At 48.8% G+C, this 18,070-nt stretch carries 19 protein-coding genes; 7 read left to right on the forward strand and 12 right to left on the reverse strand.

Annotated elements, in window-relative coordinates:
- The first annotated feature begins 4 nt into the window (after positions 1–4).
- Together iadA and Q0L39_RS02185 are read left to right on the forward strand one after the other, a co-directional pair.
- Positions 5–1,150, forward strand: coding sequence for a beta-aspartyl-peptidase (gene iadA / locus Q0L39_RS02180; protein WP_296626695.1), 1,146 nt, complete (start codon positions 5–7; stop codon positions 1,148–1,150).
- 351 nt (positions 1,151–1,501) lie between these two features.
- Positions 1,502–1,699 (forward strand): hypothetical protein, encoded by a 198-nt coding sequence (locus tag Q0L39_RS02185; protein WP_296626696.1) that lies wholly within the window; start codon positions 1,502–1,504, stop codon positions 1,697–1,699.
- A gap of 110 nt (positions 1,700–1,809) precedes the next feature.
- Here the strand turns inward: Q0L39_RS02185 and Q0L39_RS02190 are convergent, their stop codons facing one another.
- From Q0L39_RS02190 to Q0L39_RS02210, 5 genes are all read right to left on the reverse strand, one after another.
- Positions 1,810–2,142: a hypothetical protein gene (locus Q0L39_RS02190; protein ID WP_296626697.1), complete on the reverse strand. Its 333-nt coding sequence runs from the start codon at positions 2,140–2,142 to the stop codon at positions 1,810–1,812.
- Positions 2,143–2,228: 86 nt separating this feature from the next.
- Positions 2,229–3,329, reverse strand: a complete 1,101-nt coding sequence (locus tag Q0L39_RS02195) for a HAMP domain-containing sensor histidine kinase (protein WP_296626698.1) — start codon at positions 3,327–3,329, stop codon at positions 2,229–2,231.
- Positions 3,319–4,014, reverse strand: a complete 696-nt coding sequence (locus tag Q0L39_RS02200; RefSeq protein ID WP_296626699.1) for a response regulator transcription factor — start codon at positions 4,012–4,014, stop codon at positions 3,319–3,321. The genes Q0L39_RS02195 and Q0L39_RS02200 overlap by 11 nt, the downstream gene beginning before the upstream one ends.
- 145 nt (positions 4,015–4,159) lie before the next feature.
- On the reverse strand, positions 4,160–4,549 hold the full coding sequence (locus tag Q0L39_RS02205) for a (deoxy)nucleoside triphosphate pyrophosphohydrolase (protein ID WP_296626721.1): 390 nt from the start codon (positions 4,547–4,549) through the stop codon (positions 4,160–4,162).
- 26 nt (positions 4,550–4,575) lie between these two features.
- Positions 4,576–5,106 (reverse strand): nitroreductase family protein, encoded by a 531-nt coding sequence (locus Q0L39_RS02210; protein ID WP_296626700.1) that lies wholly within the window; start codon positions 5,104–5,106, stop codon positions 4,576–4,578.
- A gap of 193 nt (positions 5,107–5,299) precedes the next feature.
- Here Q0L39_RS02210 and Q0L39_RS02215 point away from each other — a divergent pair, with 193 nt between their 5' ends.
- Entirely contained in the window at positions 5,300–5,863 is a 564-nt protein-coding gene (locus Q0L39_RS02215) for a cupin domain-containing protein (protein ID WP_296626701.1), read from the forward strand.
- 60 nt (positions 5,864–5,923) lie between these two features.
- On the opposite strand, the gene Q0L39_RS02220 is transcribed toward Q0L39_RS02215, so the two are convergent.
- Positions 5,924–6,445, reverse strand: a complete 522-nt coding sequence (locus tag Q0L39_RS02220; protein ID WP_296626702.1) for a GNAT family N-acetyltransferase — start codon at positions 6,443–6,445, stop codon at positions 5,924–5,926.
- A 212-nt stretch (positions 6,446–6,657) separates the two neighbouring features.
- On the opposite strand from Q0L39_RS02220, the gene Q0L39_RS02225 reads away from it, so the two are divergent.
- The gene (locus tag Q0L39_RS02225) at positions 6,658–7,206 is read left to right on the forward strand and encodes an XRE family transcriptional regulator (protein ID WP_296626703.1); all 549 of its coding nucleotides are present in this window, start codon (positions 6,658–6,660) and stop codon (positions 7,204–7,206) included.
- A 250-nt stretch (positions 7,207–7,456) separates the two neighbouring features.
- The gene (gene pcp / locus Q0L39_RS02230; RefSeq protein WP_296626704.1) at positions 7,457–8,104 is read left to right on the forward strand and encodes a pyroglutamyl-peptidase I; all 648 of its coding nucleotides are present in this window, start codon (positions 7,457–7,459) and stop codon (positions 8,102–8,104) included.
- Between the two features lie 69 nt (positions 8,105–8,173).
- On the opposite strand, the gene Q0L39_RS02235 is transcribed toward pcp, so the two are convergent.
- The 3 genes from Q0L39_RS02235 to Q0L39_RS02245 all read right to left on the reverse strand — a co-directional run bounded on the left by Q0L39_RS02235 (position 8,174) and on the right by Q0L39_RS02245 (position 12,536).
- Positions 8,174–9,130: a D-2-hydroxyacid dehydrogenase gene (locus Q0L39_RS02235; RefSeq protein ID WP_296626705.1), complete on the reverse strand. Its 957-nt coding sequence runs from the start codon at positions 9,128–9,130 to the stop codon at positions 8,174–8,176.
- 240 nt (positions 9,131–9,370) lie between these two features.
- A complete protein-coding gene (gene hemW, locus Q0L39_RS02240; RefSeq protein WP_296626706.1) occupies positions 9,371–10,483 on the reverse strand; it encodes a radical SAM family heme chaperone HemW in 1,113 nt (370 codons plus the stop codon).
- 70 nt (positions 10,484–10,553) lie between these two features.
- Complete coding sequence (locus Q0L39_RS02245; protein WP_296626707.1) at positions 10,554–12,536, reverse strand: hypothetical protein; 1,983 nt, start codon at positions 12,534–12,536, stop codon at positions 10,554–10,556.
- A 325-nt stretch (positions 12,537–12,861) separates the two neighbouring features.
- Between Q0L39_RS02245 and rpoN the strand changes: the two genes are divergently transcribed.
- Positions 12,862–14,304: an RNA polymerase factor sigma-54 gene (gene rpoN / locus Q0L39_RS02250; RefSeq protein WP_296626708.1), complete on the forward strand. Its 1,443-nt coding sequence runs from the start codon at positions 12,862–12,864 to the stop codon at positions 14,302–14,304.
- Positions 14,305–14,357: 53 nt separating this feature from the next.
- Here rpoN and Q0L39_RS02255 read toward each other — a convergent pair whose 3' ends face one another.
- Both Q0L39_RS02255 and Q0L39_RS02260 read right to left on the reverse strand, forming a co-directional pair.
- Complete coding sequence (locus tag Q0L39_RS02255; RefSeq protein WP_296626709.1) at positions 14,358–14,714, reverse strand: DUF1667 domain-containing protein; 357 nt, start codon at positions 14,712–14,714, stop codon at positions 14,358–14,360.
- 43 nt (positions 14,715–14,757) lie between these two features.
- Positions 14,758–16,284, reverse strand: coding sequence for a D-alanyl-D-alanine carboxypeptidase family protein (locus Q0L39_RS02260; RefSeq protein WP_296626710.1), 1,527 nt, complete (start codon positions 16,282–16,284; stop codon positions 14,758–14,760).
- 208 nt (positions 16,285–16,492) lie between these two features.
- Here Q0L39_RS02260 and Q0L39_RS02265 point away from each other — a divergent pair, with 208 nt between their 5' ends.
- Complete coding sequence (locus tag Q0L39_RS02265; protein ID WP_296626711.1) at positions 16,493–17,158, forward strand: metallophosphoesterase; 666 nt, start codon at positions 16,493–16,495, stop codon at positions 17,156–17,158.
- Between the two features lie 50 nt (positions 17,159–17,208).
- Here the strand turns inward: Q0L39_RS02265 and Q0L39_RS02270 are convergent, their stop codons facing one another.
- On the reverse strand, positions 17,209–17,970 hold the full coding sequence (locus Q0L39_RS02270) for a MerR family transcriptional regulator (protein ID WP_296626712.1): 762 nt from the start codon (positions 17,968–17,970) through the stop codon (positions 17,209–17,211).
- Between the last annotated feature and the right edge of the window lie 100 nt (positions 17,971–18,070).

Below are 18,070 nucleotides of genomic sequence, written 5' to 3' on the forward strand. Positions count from 1 at the left end.
TCTTGTGCTTTTAATCAAGCAGACGGAGGTATATGCACCGGAATATCTGGGCGTGAAGGACGTATTGGTGTGCGGCAGTAAAATTGAGGCGATTGAAGATCATATTGACCTGAATCTGCCATCCTGTAAGGTGATTGATGCCAATGGTAAAAAACTGACACCAGGAATTATTGATCCTCATGTACACATCACGGGAGGCGGCGGCGAAGGCAGCTTCCACACCCAGGTGCCTCCGGTAGCGCTGTCCGAGCTGATCGGCGGCGGTGTCACCACCGTTGTTGGTCTGCTGGGAACCGATGGAATTACCCGCAGTGTCGAGAATCTGATTGCAAGGACCAAGGCACTGAAGGAGGAAGGAATCAGTGTATACGCCTGTACAGGTTCTTATGGTTATCCAAGTGTGACACTGACAGGCGATGTCAAAAAAGATATCATCTTTGTTGACGAGATTATCGGCGTCAAGCTGGCGATGTCTGACCATCGCGCACCAAATGTCACCGTCGATGAGCTGATTCGACTGGGAAGTGATGCGCGTGTTGCAGGTATGATTTCCGGCAAGTGCGGCATGGTGGTGCTGCACATGGGAGGCGCACCACAGGCGCTGCGTCTGGTTCGTGAGGCACTGGATCGCACGGCTATTCCGATTAAAACATTCCACCCAACACATGTGACACGCTGCCACAAGCTGTTGGAGGAAGCGTTTGCCTTTGCAAATCAGGGTGGTTATATCGACATGACCTGCGGCACCAGAGGAGCTGGTTCTCCGGCAATCTGTGTCATGGAGGCAAAACAGCGCGGTGTGGCGATGGATCGCATCACCTTCAGCTCGGATGGAATGGGCAGCTGGTCCAATTATGACCAGGAGGGCAATTTGGTGGAGATAGGCTATTCCTCCGTTGATACCGTCTACCGCGAATTTAAGGTGCTGGTAAAAACCTATCAGATGCCGATGGAAGAAGCGCTGCGCTTTGCAACCATCAACACAGCTCATTCGCTGGAACTGTATCCGAAAAAAGGCTGCGTCCGTGTAGGTTCCGACGCAGACCTGCTTTTGATGGAGAACGACCTGTCGCTGCACAGCGTCATCGCCAACGGAAATCTGATGATGGAAAACCATCAGATTTTAAAGAAAGGAACATACGAAAAGTAATTTTTACAATATAAATTACAAATAGACAAAATTACCCACTGAGTGACAAGGAACTTTGCAAAGGATACGAAGAAATTGTCATAACCAGGGGTAATTTTTTGCACAGATTTTACTTAAAAAGAGCAGACAGATGACAGCGTGTGTGATAAAATAAAGGTGGAAGCAGAGAAAACAGAGAGCATCGACATTGCCTTGCTCAGGTGCAGCTTTTTCGGTTTGCTGTGCGCGATGTCTGTGATGTATTTCTCAGCCGATACCGTAGGTACAATCCAGTGACATAAAAGCGTTCGTCCCGTTTTTGGAAGCAAACGGAGAAGGGCGCTCTGTAATATCGAAAGGAGCGTTTTGATCATGATCCCATGCAGAAAAACCTGTGCCGATTATTGCGAAGGCTGCCACAAAACCTGTCCGAGATGGAAAGCATTTTTGGAAAAGAGCAGCATTGAGCGACGGGAGAAAAAAGCGTATCTTGCTTATTACAGCGAATTATGTGGAACGATTGCGCGCCAGTGCCGCGCATCCTCTCCTTTTGTACCGCACAGGATTTAAGCTGTACATAAAAATGACATACACCAAAAGCAAAGAGGCGGCACTTGCCGCCTCTTTGCTTTTGGAAGTCTTGGGTGAATATGTTTGGTTTCAAAATGAAGGAGAATACATTAAAACAAGAACAGTTTTACGATGCCCAAAGCAACACCGACCGAGGCCAGAACCTGGGAGTTAAACTTTGCGTTGACCGATTTTCCAACAACGTGGACACAGATAGCGATGATGCTCAAGAATCCGATGCCCCAGGAGATGATCTGACCGGCAACCTGATTCATTGGGAGGCTGGATGCATTCAGAAAGGCAATCAGCATGCCCAACAGGGAAACAACATAGAACAGAACTTCCTTGACCTTGGGACCTTTTGCCAGGAACAGGAAGGCGATCGAGAGACCGCTGATAACAGTGATGGTGATAAAGGTGATCATTAAAATGCCTAATGCCATAAAAAATTCCTCTCTTTCGATATACTTTCAATTCACACTTTTTTGATGGGGTGTTTGCTTTGTTGTCTTTATCTTATCGCAGGAATCTAAATATTTTCTGCAGAAGATTCTGAAGAATTCTGAAGATCGGTGGAAGATTCCAAAGCAACAGGAGGATTTGGCGTCAGACGGACGGTGATGCAGAAGATTCCGTCTGCTTCTTCGGTGTGAATACCTCCATGATAGCGGTGTGCCAGCAAAGCGATGCTGCGCAGTCCAATCCGAGTGCTGTCGACCTGACGGGAAGGATCGGGAGGCAGGATATGATTTTGCTGACGGATCATCAATACCTGGTCATCAAACTGAGCCTGGATTTGCACAGGAAAGGCAGGGTCTGCATATTTGAGAATGTTGGAGGAGAGATTTTCAAAGATGCGCTGTACATCCTGTACGTTCATCTGAGCGGAAAATTCAGGGAGCTGCTGGGTGTCGATCTGCAACTGAAAATGGTCCTCCAAATCGGCTTCCATCTCCTCCAGCAGCTGCTGCAGAAACAGGCGGCCATCGGGTAAAAACTGGGTGTCCTGCTGTGCAGGAGAGAGCAACAGACCGATCAGCACACGAATCTGTTCTGATTTGTCGCGGATGATGTGCAGATAATCGTCGGTCTGTGTCCGATCCAGCGCAGGGTGTTCCAGCAAAAACTGGGTATAGGAGATGACCGAAGTCAGCGGATTTTTGATGTCATGGGACAGTCCGCGGATCAGCTCATCCTTTTCCTGCTGCATCTGCTCTTCCACCTGCCGGAGGTAGAGGATGGAGGCGGAAAGCTTGTTGATACTTTCGGCAAGCTCGGTCAGCTCATCATTTCCCTCGACAGGAATCTGTACTTCCAATCCATCCTCGCGAAGCTGCTGAACACCGCGGATGATGGTGATAATATAAATCAGCTTTTGTCCCACAAAGAAAAAGAACAGCGCCGAAAAAATGACCATTGAAGCAATCAGACACAGATTGCGCAGCCAGGTGTAGAAAATGGTGATGTGCAGATCATTCAGCGAAACACCACGGGCAATCAGACGGGAATTTAAGATCGCGCAGGAGGTATAATAGAGGAATCCATAGCTGAATACAGCGATGAGAAAGGAGAGAAAAAACAGTCCCAGGATTTCCAGCGAGAGCTTTCGATGGGAGGAATTAGTCAACATAATACCCCTTTCCCCATGCGGTTTTGATATATTTAGGGTTTTTGGTGGAGTCCCCCAGCTTTTTGCGCAGGTTTTTGATATGAACCATCACGGTGGAATCGCCGACGACATTGTCGTTCCAGATGCTGTGATAGATGTTTTCAATCGAGAAAATTTTCTTGCGGTGGGACAAGAACAGCTCCAGAATACAATACTCGGTGTGCGTCAAGACAATGACCTCTCCGTTGCGGGAGACGGTCTGACTGTCTGGATCGAGGGTCAGATCGCCCAGCGTCATCACCGAGGAGGAAGGCTCTACCGTCTGCGGATGGTACTGCTGGCTGCGTCGAAGCAATGCTTTGACCCGCATCAACAGCTCTGCATTGGAGAACGGTTTGGTGATATAGTCGTCAGCGCCGGCAGCAAAGCCCATCGCCTTGTCCGACTCGCCGGCATAGGCGGTCAGAAAGATCATTGGAGCAAAAGAAAATTCCCGCAGCTTTGCGCCCAGCGAAAAACCGGACATTCCAGGCATATTGACATCGAGGATGAACAGATCAAAGCTGTTGTCTGCACATTCCAGTGCCTGATGTCCGTCCGAAGCGGTAACGACCTGGTATCCTTCGCCGCCGAGCAGCAATGTCAGAATATCACGAATTTCCTTTTCATCGTCTACCACCAAGATTTTGTTTTTTTTCTCAGCCATAACATACCTCCTGCGATATACAAACAAGTTTCTGTAAACATTTTAACATATCTGGGAAGGGGATACCATGAAGAAAGGCAAATGTTTTAAAAAGAAACAAAAAATAATACGGTCACAGAGAAATCTTTCTCTGTGACCGTATTATTTAATGAGCAAATTGTTTTAGCTTCTGCAAAATTTCCACATCGGCAGGGCAGAATGGGTACTGGTCAATTTCCTCGGTGGTGATCCACCGCAGGTTGTTGTGTTCCAGTTTCTGCACCGTTCCTTCGATGATGCGGGCATGAAACAGCATCAGATGGACCGTCAGGTCAGGGTAGACGTGGGTCAATTCGGTGAACAGTTCACCGACCTCGATGGTGATGCCAAGTTCCTCCTGACATTCGCGGACGAGTGCCTGCTGGGGTGTTTCTCCTGCTTCCACCTTGCCGCCGACAAACTCCCACAGAAGTCCGCGCGCCTTATGTGCCGGACGCTGACAGATTAAAAAGCGTTCGCCCTGCCAGATCAGGGCAGCGACGACCTGAGCAGTCATCACAGAACACCTCCTGTGAAGAAAAATTAGCCGATGTAGGTCATGATTTCGTCAACAGCTTTGCGGCGTTTCGGACGGAGCTGGTCGTTGGCAGCATAGCCCACTGCCAGCACCAGACGGATGTTTTTGTCTGCCGGCAGGCCGAGGGTTTCATGCAGCTTTTCCGAGTCGAAGGCGCCCATGATGCAGGTGGACAGTCCCTGCTGGGTAGCGGCAAAGCACAGGTGAGCGGTAGCAATGCCGATATCCATCTGTGCATATTTCTGATTTGGCTCTGGACGGCCGATCAGATAAGCGGGTTCCTCGCAGATTACGATAAAGGCAGGGCATTTTTCGGTAAACTGGTTGATACCGGAAGCCTGAATGCTGTGGGCAACCTCAGGAGATTTCTGTGGGTCGTTGACGACAATAAAGCTCCATGGCTGGGAATTGCAGGCAGACGGAGCTAGTCCGGCAGCCTCAATGCAGTTGACCAGCTGTTCTTTGGTAGGACGCTTGTCAGGATTATAGTTGCGGCAGCTTTCACGCTGTTTTACAAGATCAAAAAAGTCAGACATAATCGAAAACTCCTTTCTGATAAGAAAAAAATCTTTCCGACCTTATTTTAATACTTTCCAGACAGAATGTCCAATTTCTTTTTTGGATGGAAAAGCAAAAGACTTCCATTTTCCATACTTGTCAAAGACAAGTTTTTCTTCTATAATAAAGCAATAAAGTATGTGAGCAAAGATGAGGAAGGATGTTTTGGGTATGAAGATTGATGATATTGATCGAGTAGGAAATCGCATCAAGGATATTCGAAAGAAAAAATCGCTGACGATTACCGAACTTTCCAAATATACAGGTTTATCTGTCGGCTATCTGAGCAATATTGAAAGGAATCAGACAAGTCCGACGCTGCGCAACCTTGCGACCATCTGTAATGCGCTGGATATTTCGATGTCCGATATTATCACCGAAAGTGCGGATGAGCGGATCGTTGTGAGAAAAGAGGACTGGGTAGTTCGAGAGTATCCGGAGTATCAGCAGACGATCAACTTTATAGATTTTGGAAATGCCAATGGAGAGTTTCAGCTGGTACTGATGCAGCCTGGAAAAACACAGAAGGTATCCGAGGGAGTGCATCCCTATCCAGAGATGGGAATGGTTTTGAAAGGTGAACTGACAGTTATCATTGATGGTACAGAATATGTTCTGCACGAAGGTGACTCCATCCGTATCAAGCCGCATAACTTCCATACCATGCGCAACCATGGTAAAGAGGTGTGCGAGAGTCTGTGGTATATTCGCCATTCGGCGACCCGCGAAGGATAAACAGACAGCAAAAAGCTCTATCAAAACAGCCTGCATATTGCAGGCTGTTTTGATAGGGCTTTATTTTGATTCCAGATAAAAATTGAAGCTGTCGATCACCCCATAGATCGGGTGTTTCATCGCTTTATGTGTGATACCTTCCTGTACAAATCCTAATTTTTCAAGAAGGTGAATCGATGGCTGATTATAAGGATAAGCGCTGGCAACAAGCATCTGTGTGCCATTTGCAAAGCAGTCCTCTATCACACAATGCAGAGCTTCGGTGGCGTAGCCCTGACAACGAAAATGCGGATTGATGACGTATCCCAATTCTACGGCAGGAACGGCGCGTTCAGCTTCCATCAGGTGAATAGTGCCGATGACCTTACCTCTGTCGCGCAAGACAATCATCCAGCGACCCTCATCCTCTGCAAATTTATCCATCAGCTTTTGATATTTTTCGTCCATAGCTGCGAATGGTTCATAGCCGCCATCATCATAGCAGGTGTCTCGGTCAGAAAGAAATTCAAACAAATCGGTACTGTCCGCTGATGAAAATGGCCGCAAAAGCAGCCGTGGCGTTTGAAGGGTATATTGTGGCATCTGTTATACTTCCTTTCCGGATAAATTGAGGGAAGTATAGCACATCAGGATAAGAATGTCAAAAATTTATTTCTGATAAAAAGGATGGAAGGAACAATTTTAGTTCGATTAAAAATGAGATTATATTTTAGCAAGATGAAATATTTACAAGACAGGATTTTGATGTTACAATCAAATTGAAAAAACTTTCAAAACAATGAGGAGGACGCTGGATGAATCAGGCCAAGGCCATTGGGACCAAGATCAAAGAAGAACGACTGAGAAGAAAAATGACCCTGAAACAGCTCAGCGAAGAAGTAGGATTATCGATTGGCTACCTGTCACAGGTGGAGCGCGGCTACGGCACACTGAGTCTGAATGCGCTGGAAAAACTGTCCAAAGTGCTGGAAGTAGAGATGACCGACTTTTTTGAGGATGCCAGCAAAGAGAACAGCGGCTATGTTGTCTATGGATATCAGAGAGAAAAGATGCAAATTTCTCACCAGACGGTACATTATTCGATGAGCAACCAGATAGGTTCTCTTTCGATGAGACCGATGATGTATGAGCTGTATCCTGAGCAGGAGCATCAGGAAGAACAGATTTTCTGCCACGAGGAGGAAGAGGTGCTGTATATGGTGGAAGGAAGCTGCATCATCTGGGTATCGGGACAGGAATATTTTCTCAACCCAGGAGACTGTGTGCATATTCCTCCGCATGCACAGCATAAGTGGAGAAATAATACAACCAAAATTGCAAAATTACTGGGTGTTTATTGTTAAGGGGCTGTTTCAATATTCTGAAAAACAGGCATACTAAAGTAGATGGCAGCAGATTGTCTAAAAAAATCGATGCATAATAATGAATATTGAATTAATAAAACTCAACAATCGGAAAATTGACATAAAAAACATTGACGGCTACCAAATGTTTTGTTAAGATAAAGCTGAGGGATTTTTTACCTCAAAAATGATATATATAACTGATGTGATAAAACCAGGGTAGTATAAATTTTCAAGGGGGGTTTTTCTTATGAAAATCTTGGTTACAGGTTTTGACCCATTTGGCGGAGAAAAAGTAAATCCTGCTTATGAGGCAGTCAAACTGCTGCCGGATACCATTGCTGGTGCGCAGATTATCAAAATTGAAATTCCAACCGTTTTTGCAAGAAGTGGCCCAACTGTAGAAGCAGCAATCAAAGAGCACAATCCTGACGTTGTTATCAACGTTGGACAGGCTGGCGGTCGCTCCTGCGTTACCATCGAGCGCGTTGCTATCAATCTGGCAGAAGCAAGAATTCCTGATAACGACGGCGAGTCTCCAATGAACCAGCCTCTGCAGGCTGACGGTGAGCCGGCATACTTTGCTACCATTCCGGTCAATGCCATCGTAGAAAATGTACGCAGCCATGGTCTGCCATGCTTTATGTCCTACACCGCAGGCACCTATGTATGCAACTGCGTTATGTACAATGTTCTGTACATGGCAGCAAAGAGATATCCAAACATCCGCGCTGGTTTTATCCATGTACCATATGCTTGCGAGCAGGTTGTTGGTAAACCAAACGGCACACCATCCATGTCTCTGGAAAACATCGCAAAGAGCCTGGAGTATGCGATCGAAGCAGTTGTCAACAACAAAGAGGACGTTGCAGGCGCTGGCGCAGGCACAACTCACTAAGCTTTATAACACTGATTATAAAAAAATCCCATCCGCTTTGCGGATGGGATTTTTTTATGCTGTAAATAATCAGCAGACAACATTTTGCGGATGACCTTCCTGGAAAGCACGGATGTTTTGTTCAACGATCTCCATGCAGCGTCTTCTGGCCTGCAGAGGAGCCCAGGCAATATGCGGAGTAACCAGACAATGTGATTGCTCGATCAACGGAGAACCATGTACCGGTGGTTCCTCCGAGAGGACATCGATGGCAGCGTAAGCAACCTTGCCGCTTGCAAGCGCATTGGCGAGATCCATATCGTTGATGATCTTGCCGCGGGAGGTATTGATGATGATGACATTTTGCTTCATCTTCGCAATCGTCTTTTTGCAGATCAGATTTTCGGTTTCCTCGTTGAGCGGACAATGCAGACTGATGACATCCGACTCAGCCAGCAGCTGTTCGAGGGAAACCCCGTGGAGGTGTTCGCTTTCCAGTTCCGGATGCGGATGTTTGCTCCAGTACAGCACATTCATGCCAAAGGCATTGGCAACACGTGCTACGCTCTGACCGATGCGTCCCATGCCGATGATGCCCATGGTCAGGCCGGACAGCTCAAAGATAGGATATTTGCGGTAGGTAAAGTCTGCGGTCCGCTGCCATTCTCCGGCTTTGACCGACTGCGCATGCTCCGAAATGTGGTTGGCGATGGCGAGCAGCATTGCAAATACATGCTGTGTGACCGATTCGGTCGCATAGGATGGTACATTGCAGACAGTGATGCCTTTTTCGCGGGCAGCCTCAATATCAATCGTATTATAGCCGGTAGCGGTGACGCAGATCAGTTTCAAATTAGGACAGGCGTCCATCGTTTCACGGGAAATCGGGCATTTGTTGACCAGAACGATCTCTGCATCACCGATACGGTTGACAATCCGCGCCTGTTCGGTGCGGTCATAAACAACCAGTGTTCCAAGCTCTTTGATTCCTTTCCAACTCAGGTCGCCTGGGTTGAGGGCAAATCCGTCCAAAACCAGAATCTTCATAGTTTCTCCTCCTCCTGAGATTGTATTTCCGCTTTTTGCGGCATTGTCTTTCATGGAGGGAAGATCAGGCACAACTGATGCTGCCGTATGAAACAGACAATGCGGATTCGATTGCCGCAGATGGTTGAAGGGTGGGCGGAAATATCAACATTATTTACAAATATTACAAAGCTTCACAGATGTATTGTAACACAATTCAATAAGACAGACAAGTGCAGGAGAGCGAAATTTTGGCTTCAATCAACAACATTCCAGCAGATCGACGATCAGGCTGTTGGAGATTAAAAAGCCCTGTGCTGTCAGGCAGAGCAAATCCCCGTCAAAGTATACCAAGCCTTGCTTTTGCAGGAAGGCGGCGCGCTTTTCCAGAGCGGAGGTATCGAGCTCAAACTGCTGGCGGAGCATGGAAAGTCGGACACCCTCGCACAGACGCAAGCGCAGCATCAAGACTTCCTCCAGATCGCCGCCGCTGCCGTCTGGAACACACAGCGACCAGACGTTTGGCGCCGAAAGAAAGCCGGACAGGTCCCGCGGAAAGAAAAAGCGCTTTCCGTCCAGGAAAGAATGTGCCGCCGGACCGATGCCGAGGTATTGCTGGCAGCGCCAGTATTTCAGATTGTGGCGGCTTTCAAAGCCTGGCTTTGCAAAGTTGGAGATTTCATACTGTGCGTATCCATGCTGGAGCATCTGATCGACGGTATGGAGGTAGAGGTCGGCACTCTGGTCCTCATCCGGACAGATGTTTTGAATCTGCTGGCGGGCAAAGGGAGTGCCAGGTTCGATTTTGAGCAGATAGCCGGAGATATGCTGTACTCCCAAGGAGGCAAAGGTTTGGATAAAATGGTCAACCGATGCGCTTGTTTGCTGTGGAGTACCGAGCATCAGATCGACCGAAATATTCTCAAAGCCGGCGCTCTGTGCAAGCTGGACGCTCTCGACTGCCTGTGCGAAGTTGTGGCGGCGCCCAAGACGCTGCAGTTCGCTGTCCGAGGCAGACTGTACGCCCATCGAAATGCGGTTAAATCCGCCTTGATGGAGTTTTCGCAGCGTTTCAAAGGTCATGGCAGCGGGATTTGCTTCCAGCGTGATTTCACAGTCGGAGGAGACATCGAAATGCTGGTAGACTGCCTGCAAAACAGAAAGCAGGCGTTCTCCCAGCAGCACAGGAGTGCCGCCGCCAAAGTAGATGCTGTCCACCGGTTGTCCGCCGGCGGGAGCATCAGCGATCGCACGGATCAGCTGGGAAACATATTGATTGACAAGCTCCTCATCGTAGGGAAGGGAATAAAAATCACAGTAGGGACATTTGGAAAGGCAGAAGGGAATGTGAAGATAGATGCCGAGCGGATACATGTGAAAAAGCTCCTCCTTGCAGTGCTGTGTGAAAAAATCACCTCCCTATCCAGGGAGGTGATTTGGATGATTAGTCGTTGATGTGGACGGTGGAAATGCTGTTGACATCCTCTTTGATGAGGGTGCTGTCGTTCTTTCCGTATTCCAGCAGCATCAGGTTGTACTGGGTCTGTGGCTCGCTGCTCTGCTCCTCACCGGATTCGCCGATGGTTGGCTCTGGAGTTACCTCCACCTTGACCAGATAGTACAGGCCATCGCTGGTTGCCTGTGCATCCACAACATCGGAGGAAATGCGTTTTGGATTGCTTCTGTTTTCCAGCGATTTGGAGTAGAGGCTTCCATCCTCCGAAATGAAGTAGATCAGATTACCGTCGTTGTTGATGCCGGCCAGAGTCAGGTCGCCGACATTTTCCAGTACAGTGATGTTGTCTTCATTTTCGAACTGTTTGAGGACCAGTGTCTGCTGGGTTTCCTCGACGATGTCTCCGCTGCCGGCAGTGATATATCCGACCTGAGAGCTTTCATCAGAAGCCTTATCCTCTACCGATTCATTCAGAGAGATGGTTTCTGGCTCTTCCATGCTGCCCAGGGTGTAGCGGTACAGCTCGGTTCCACGGCTCCAGTACAGATAATTGTTGGTAGCGGTGGCAAAGGTGATGTCGCTGTTGAAGGAGTAGTTGCTGACATCATAGAAGTTCTCGCAGATAACAGCGCCCTGCATGCCGCTGTCACCGATGGTAGCAGCCTCGGCAGAGGAAACACAGAGATTGCCCTGACCGTCGATGTAGTGAACCTGTCCGGCATACAGCGGCTGATCGTGTTCAAAATTGGAGGACATCTCGCTGGAAGTCATGTCACGGCCATTTTCGTTCATCCAGCCGGAGGAACGCAGCGAGGAGTCGATGAGCGAAACGACATTATCTGCTACCTTTTCGACAGGATTAGTCTGAGGACCATACAGGTAAGCGCTGCCGATTGGATTGGTTGCGTTTGCTTCCAGGTCACAGTCGGCGAGGATTGCCATTGTGCCGTCGTCATACAGAACAGCTTCGGTGATCTTCGACGCCAGAGGTGTCAGCTCTGCGGTATCCAGGTCGGAAACACGGTAGAAGTTGACAAGGTGAGTGTCAGCATCTGCATCCATGACAAAAACATCCTGATCGGAGATGTTAAAGATGCTGTAGCTGCTGTCCAACAGATGGAGGGTTCCATTATAGAAGTAGCCACCTGCGACAGTATTCATATCATCGTCAAGCTGAAGCACCTGAAGCAGGCTGTCATCCGAAGAAGCTTTGACTACGACGATGTTTTCTTCACCTACAATCTCGGATACCGGTGTCAGTTCGCCGTCTTTGTAGCGGGTCTGTACCAGTTTGTCGTCCACCATTTTGTTGTAGTAGACCGAGTTATCACCATGGCAGTAGATCAGGCTGGCGTTTTCGTCCAGTACCTTTTCTTCGCCGGAAGCAGTCTTTAAGCAGAGCTTGCCTTCGGTATCCTGAACGGAGGTGACGTCCAGCGGAACATAGACGAGATCTCCGTTTTCCAGCTCACAGTAGTTCTGGTAGCCGAAGTAGGAAGCGGAGGCGGAAATCATCTGGGAAACAGTGGCGCGATTTTCTTCACCCTGTGCAGCATTGATGTACAGATCGAGCGCTTCTCCGTTGCGGACGATGCCGACGCTGTCGTCGCTGGCATAGGAGATGGAGGTTGGATTGAAGTGATCCTCGGCGCTGACTGTTTGAGTTTGACCAAACTGGGTCATTGCATAGGCTGCAGCAGCAATGACAACGACAACCGCTGCGATGGTCCATGGCAGCCACTTGCGGGACTTTTTAGACTTATCAGCTGCAGCGCTGCTCTTTGGAGCTTTTGGCTTTTCAGGAGAGGAAACGGTTTTATCGGTCGGCTCGGATGCTTCGGAGGATGGCTCCACCGATGTTTGTGCATCAGCCTCCGACGGCTGCACCGGCTGTCCGCAGGAAGGGCAGACGCCTTTGCTTTCTTCTAATTCAGCGGCGGAAATCTCTTTGCCGCATAAGCTACATTTCATTGGTACAGGACACACCTTTCTTTATAATCCTTTTTGCAGGAAATCTGCATACCAAGCTATTATAGCGGATATTTGTGGAAAAGGCTAGACACGATCTATGAATTTTCTTTCAGAATAACTAAAATGTTTTGTAAAAAGAAAGCAAAGTTTCCACACGTAAACAAACAAGAATCAGCTTTTATTTTTGTGAATAATCATGAAAGAAAGACAAGCTCATTCACCTTAAGAAAAAGGTATGTTATAATAAATGTAAATAAATCGAAGAATTTGCGCCTTTTATAATGAGATGGGGCGTTGTCAAACAACAATCAGAGGTGAACAAAAGATGGATGCTCACAAAGAAACTGTCAGTGCAAGACAGCTGAAAATATTGAAGATGGATACACAGCGGCTCAATGAGTACCTCAATGAGGTGATGCTGGAAAATCCGGTCATCGAAATCGAAGAAAACCTGACCGGCTATACCGATGAGGACCTGCGCGCCCGCAAGGCAGCCTGGCTGGAGTCCAACGACTTTGAGGAAGGTCTGGGCTACTTTGACAAGGAGACCGAGCTGCCGGAGGTGGACGAGCCGGACTATGCGCTGCTCAACACCGGAGAGAGCAAGACACTGGGGGATCATCTGCGCGCTCAGCTGGCAGAACAGAAGATGGACCCGCGGGTTCGCAGTGCGGCGGAGTATCTGATCGGATGTCTGGATGAAAACGGCTACCTGCTGGCACAGGAACAGGATCTGATCGAACAGGGATACGGTGAATCCGAATTTGAAGAAGCGCTGGCAGTCATCCATTCGCTGGAACCGCTGGGTGTTGGTGCATCCAGCCTGAAGGAATGTCTGTGTATGCAGCTGGATGAAGAGGACGAGCTGGCAAAGACACTGCTGGAGGAAATGGACCTGACCGGAAGTGTGGACGTTTTGCAGATGGTGCAGAAATCGGGCAAAACACAGCAGGAGATTGAACAGGCGATGCTGCGCATCCGTCAGCTCAATCCAAAGCCAGGTTCCCAGTACAGCAGCCACAGCCGTTCGCCTTACATCCTGCCCGATGTGGTGATGATTAAATTTGTCAACGAATATTACGTTGCACTCAACGATTTTTCTTTCCCTGAGATTAAAATTAACGAGGAATACCAGAACATGCTTCGTCGTGCCCAGGGACCGGATCACCGTGAGGAACGGGAGTATCTGGAGGCAAAGATGGCCGATGCAAGAGCATTGCAGCAAGAAATAGATTTCCGTGGACACACACTGGTGGAGGTTACCAAGGCGCTGATTAAGATGCAGGAGCCATTCTTCCGCTATGGCCCTCGCTATATGAAGCTGCTGCCGATTCAGGAGCTGGCAGATGCGCTGGGAATGGAGCAGGAGATCGTTTCGGCAACGATGAAAAATAAATACCTGCAGTCTCCGTTCGGCGTCTACCCGATGAAGTTCTTCCTGGCAAGAGAACACAATCCACAGCAGGCGGGCATGGAGGCGATCCGCGAACAGCTTCAGCAGCTGATCAAAGAGGAGCATCCCGATGATCCATACAGCGATGAACAGCTGATGCAGATGATGGCGCAGGATGGCGTCTTTATGACCGAAGAGATGATCGAGCGTCTGCGCGAGGAAATGAACATTCCAGACAGCGAGCACCGCATCTTCTACCGTCCAGGAGAAGAAGAGGACGAGTGTGACTGTGAGGATGAGGATTGCGGCTGTCACCACGACCACGAGGACTGCGGCTGTCACCATGACCATAACTGCGGCTGCCACCACGAATAAAGGCATAAGAAAAACCCCGACTTGTTCAAGTCGGGGTTTTTGTATGTGTACGGTTATTCCTGCACAACATCCGCATCCAGAACGACGTCGACCGGCAGGTCGAGCGGATGGTGCAGCAGCACCTCTCCGCGCTGCATCGGATGGTCGATGGTCTGTTTTTTAATCAGCCGGATCAGCCGGAACACCAGCTCCTTCGGGACGGTTCCGGTGGTTTTGACCGGCACCGACGGCATCGAGGCAAAGGTGGTGGCAGCGTGGTAGGTGACAACCTTGCGTTCACCGCGCAGCTCCTCTTTGGCGTGCAGTTCGCCGCGGGCACATTTGTTGCCCGAGACGGTGATTTGCTCTCCGTCCTGTTCGACGGTGAGCAGACAGTGGTTTTTGCAGACAGGACAGGTGATTTCTACCATGGGTCCTCGCACTCCTTTGATGTTGAGATATACTGTTATGAATTTACAGATAGCGTCTTCGATTGATTTTGCGGTATTTTTTGCGCCGTTTTGCACGGGAGATGGTCAGGAAAATATACATCAGCACGAACAGCAACACAAACAAAAACAAGAATTTAAACCAGAAGCTGTGGAACATGTTGGAGATGTTGTCCATCATCACCAGCAGCGGACTTTCTTCGATATCCTCGCCGGCGATGAGGTCCACCTCTCCTAGCTCACTGCCGTATAGCATCAGCTTGAGGGTTCCTAGCTTGGTGCCCTTTTCCACCGGTGCGGTGATATAATCGTTCTCACCGATGCGCTCGCCGTCCAGATTGTAGGCGATGCGGCGGACGTTGGAAACGTCAATGTTATCGGGCAGCAGTGCAGAAAAGGTCTGTCCGCTGACCAGCTGCAGATGGTCCTTTCCATCTTTGGCAAGCCGCACATTGTTGATGCTGCTGACCTTGTCCCCTTTTTCAACGATGGTTTTGGCTTTGTAAGTATCAAATACCCAGTCATAAAACTGAGCAGTCAGGGTAAACGCCTGGTTTGGGGAAATATAATCTCCATTTTCGTCGATATACGGCGCACCCATCATGACCAGCAGATATTCATAGCCGTCCTTTTCAGCGGTGGTAATCAGACAGCGTCCTGCCTCCTCCAGTGTACCGGTTTTGACGCCGGTAATTTCAGGGTAGTAGAAGCCGGAACCTTCGACGATCATCTTGTTGGTGCTGTCCCAGTGAAGATTGTCCTGTTTGTTGGTCGGGCCGGTGTCGTAGCTGGGAGTAGCAACAATCTCGCGGAATTTTTCGTATTGCAGCGCATACTTTGTAATTAAATACATATCGTATGCCGTTGAGTAATGGTTCTCATCAAACAAACCATTGGAGTTGACAAAATGGGTGTTGGTGCAGCCAATCTCAGCAGCCTTCTGGTTCATCATGTCGGCAAATTTTTCCAGGGAACCGCCGCCGATCTCATAGGCCAGCATGACGGCGGCTTCATTTGCCGATGGCAGCATGATGGCATACAGCAGCTGTTCGACGGTCAATGTCTCGTTGAGGGTGATGCCGCCGGTCGAAATGCCGCCGCCGTAGGAAACATTGATCTGGTAGACATAGTCCTGCAGTTCTGCGGTAAAGGTGATCTCTCGGTCCAGATCAGGGATATTTTCCAGTGTCAGGATGGCGGTCATGATCTTGGTCAGCGACGCAGGATATTTTTTAACGTCCGCATTGCAGGAATGAATCAGTGTATTGGTAGTCAGTTCCACCATGTAAACCGCCAGATTATCCATCAGCGGGTCATTTTCGTCGATAAACGGAACACTGCCCTGAGAGATATCCAGGTGCTGTGTGGTTGAATCCTGGGTCTGTTCGGTGTTTTCCGGTAGAATTGTTTGAGCTTCGGAGCTTTCTTCCTCTGTCGTCTGTTGGACGGTGGTTTCGGCTGAGAGCAGGTCGGGAGTCAGTGCGTAGGCATTCTGCCCTAAAAACGAGCCGAGCATCAGGCCGCAAAGCAATAGGGAGAGGAATCGTTTCATGCAGGACCTTCCTTTCAGTAATGATTCTATAACTGTAATATTAAAATCTACGATACCTTATTATTATAATATACCAAAAAAGATTTGTAAAATCATTTGGAGGAAAAAGCATTTTTTCAAAGCAACTTTTACCGTGAGTTCATATTCATGCTTGAAAAGAAGGGGGAATCTGCGGTAAGATAAGACAGGATGAATAGGAGGGAACAGTATGATCTATCTGACAGGCGATCTGCACGGGGACCTGGAGCGCTTCAAGTCGAAAGAAATGAAGAAGCTCAAAAAGGGAGACACCCTGATCGTATGCGGAGATTTTGGATTTTTATGGGATGGTTCCAAAAAGGAAACTTCCGTTCTGAAAAAGCTGAGCAGGCTGAAATATCAGATTTTATTTGTAGAGGGAACGCACGATAACCTGGATCTGATCGGACAATATCCGGTGGAGGAATGGAACGGCGGCAAGGTGCGCCGCATCGCAGAGAATGTGCTCAAGCTGGAAAGAGGCAGTGTGTTTACCATAGAAGGGAAAAAACTGTTTGCCTTTGGCGGCGGAGAGAGCACCGATATGGACATCCGTGTCAGCGATGGAACCTGGTGGCCGCAGGAGCTGCCAGAGATGAGCGAGATTGATGCAGCGTGGGCAGAACTTGCGCGCCACGACAATCAGGTGGATGTCATCATCACCCATGAATGCAGCTCGACAGTGCGTCGGTTTATCGACATGGATTCCGACCACACCAACCTGATGATCCATTTCTTCGATCAGCTCTGCGAAAAGGAGGAGTTTAAACGCTGGTATTTTGGCTGCTATCACACCGACAAGGTGATTCCGCCGCGCTATTATGCAATGTTTGAAAAGGTTTTGCCTTTGGAATAGCAAAAGATAACAAGAAAAGGACTGCATTATGCAGTCCTTTTCTTGTTATCCTAGAGGGTATAGGCGTCGATGGCCTGCTTTAAAAACAGGGTAGCTCCTGCGCCGAGCCGTTTATCATAGTAGGCAGTAAAGCGCGGGTCTGCGATGTATCCTTCGGCAAGTGCCCGATGTGCCTGTGCAGAGTAATTTTCAGCCGGCCAGAAATACAGCAGCCACTGTCGGTGCAGATCAGCGGCTTGAATCGCCTGTTCGCAACAGGGATCACCGATCTGCATGGCCTGTCTTAACAGGGAAAACATCTTTTGTTCCAGTGCCTGCTGTTCTTCCCATTGGGATTTGCTCATTGAGGCAAGGCGACGGTTGGTGTCTTCCAGCGCTTTGGCTCCGTATTTTTCGATGACTTCCTGTCCGTAGGTTTGGTTGTTTTCTTCGATGAGCTGCTTTAAGCCCTCAAATTTTTGATTGTCGCTCATGGGTATTTCCTCCTGAATCGCTCGAATGGTTTGTGTTACATTTTGAATCAGTAGATTCAACTGGTCACGCTGCTTCTGCAAAACGGTCAAATGCTGCTCGAGTGTGCGGGTGCGATCGTAGTCGGGAGCGTCGAGCAAAACAGCAATCTGCTCCAGAGAAACTCCGAGTGCCCGATAGAATAATATCTGCTGCAGACGGTCCACCTGTGGTGCTTCATACAGACGGTAACCATTGTCAGCCGATCGCGCTGGACACAGCAGTCCGATTTGATCGTAATATCGCAGGGTACGGACGGTGACGCCGGAAAGTGCAGCAAGTTCATGGATTTTATACGGCACGATTTCACCTCCCGAGAACAGAATAGACCATGACGCAGCGTCAATGTCAAGGATGATTTGATAACCATGATTTTACCATTATCATCGGTGGGGACAGCAG

The sequence above is a fragment of the uncultured Negativibacillus sp. genome (assembly GCF_944388365.1).
GTDB lineage: Bacteria > Bacillota > Clostridia > Oscillospirales > Ruminococcaceae > Negativibacillus.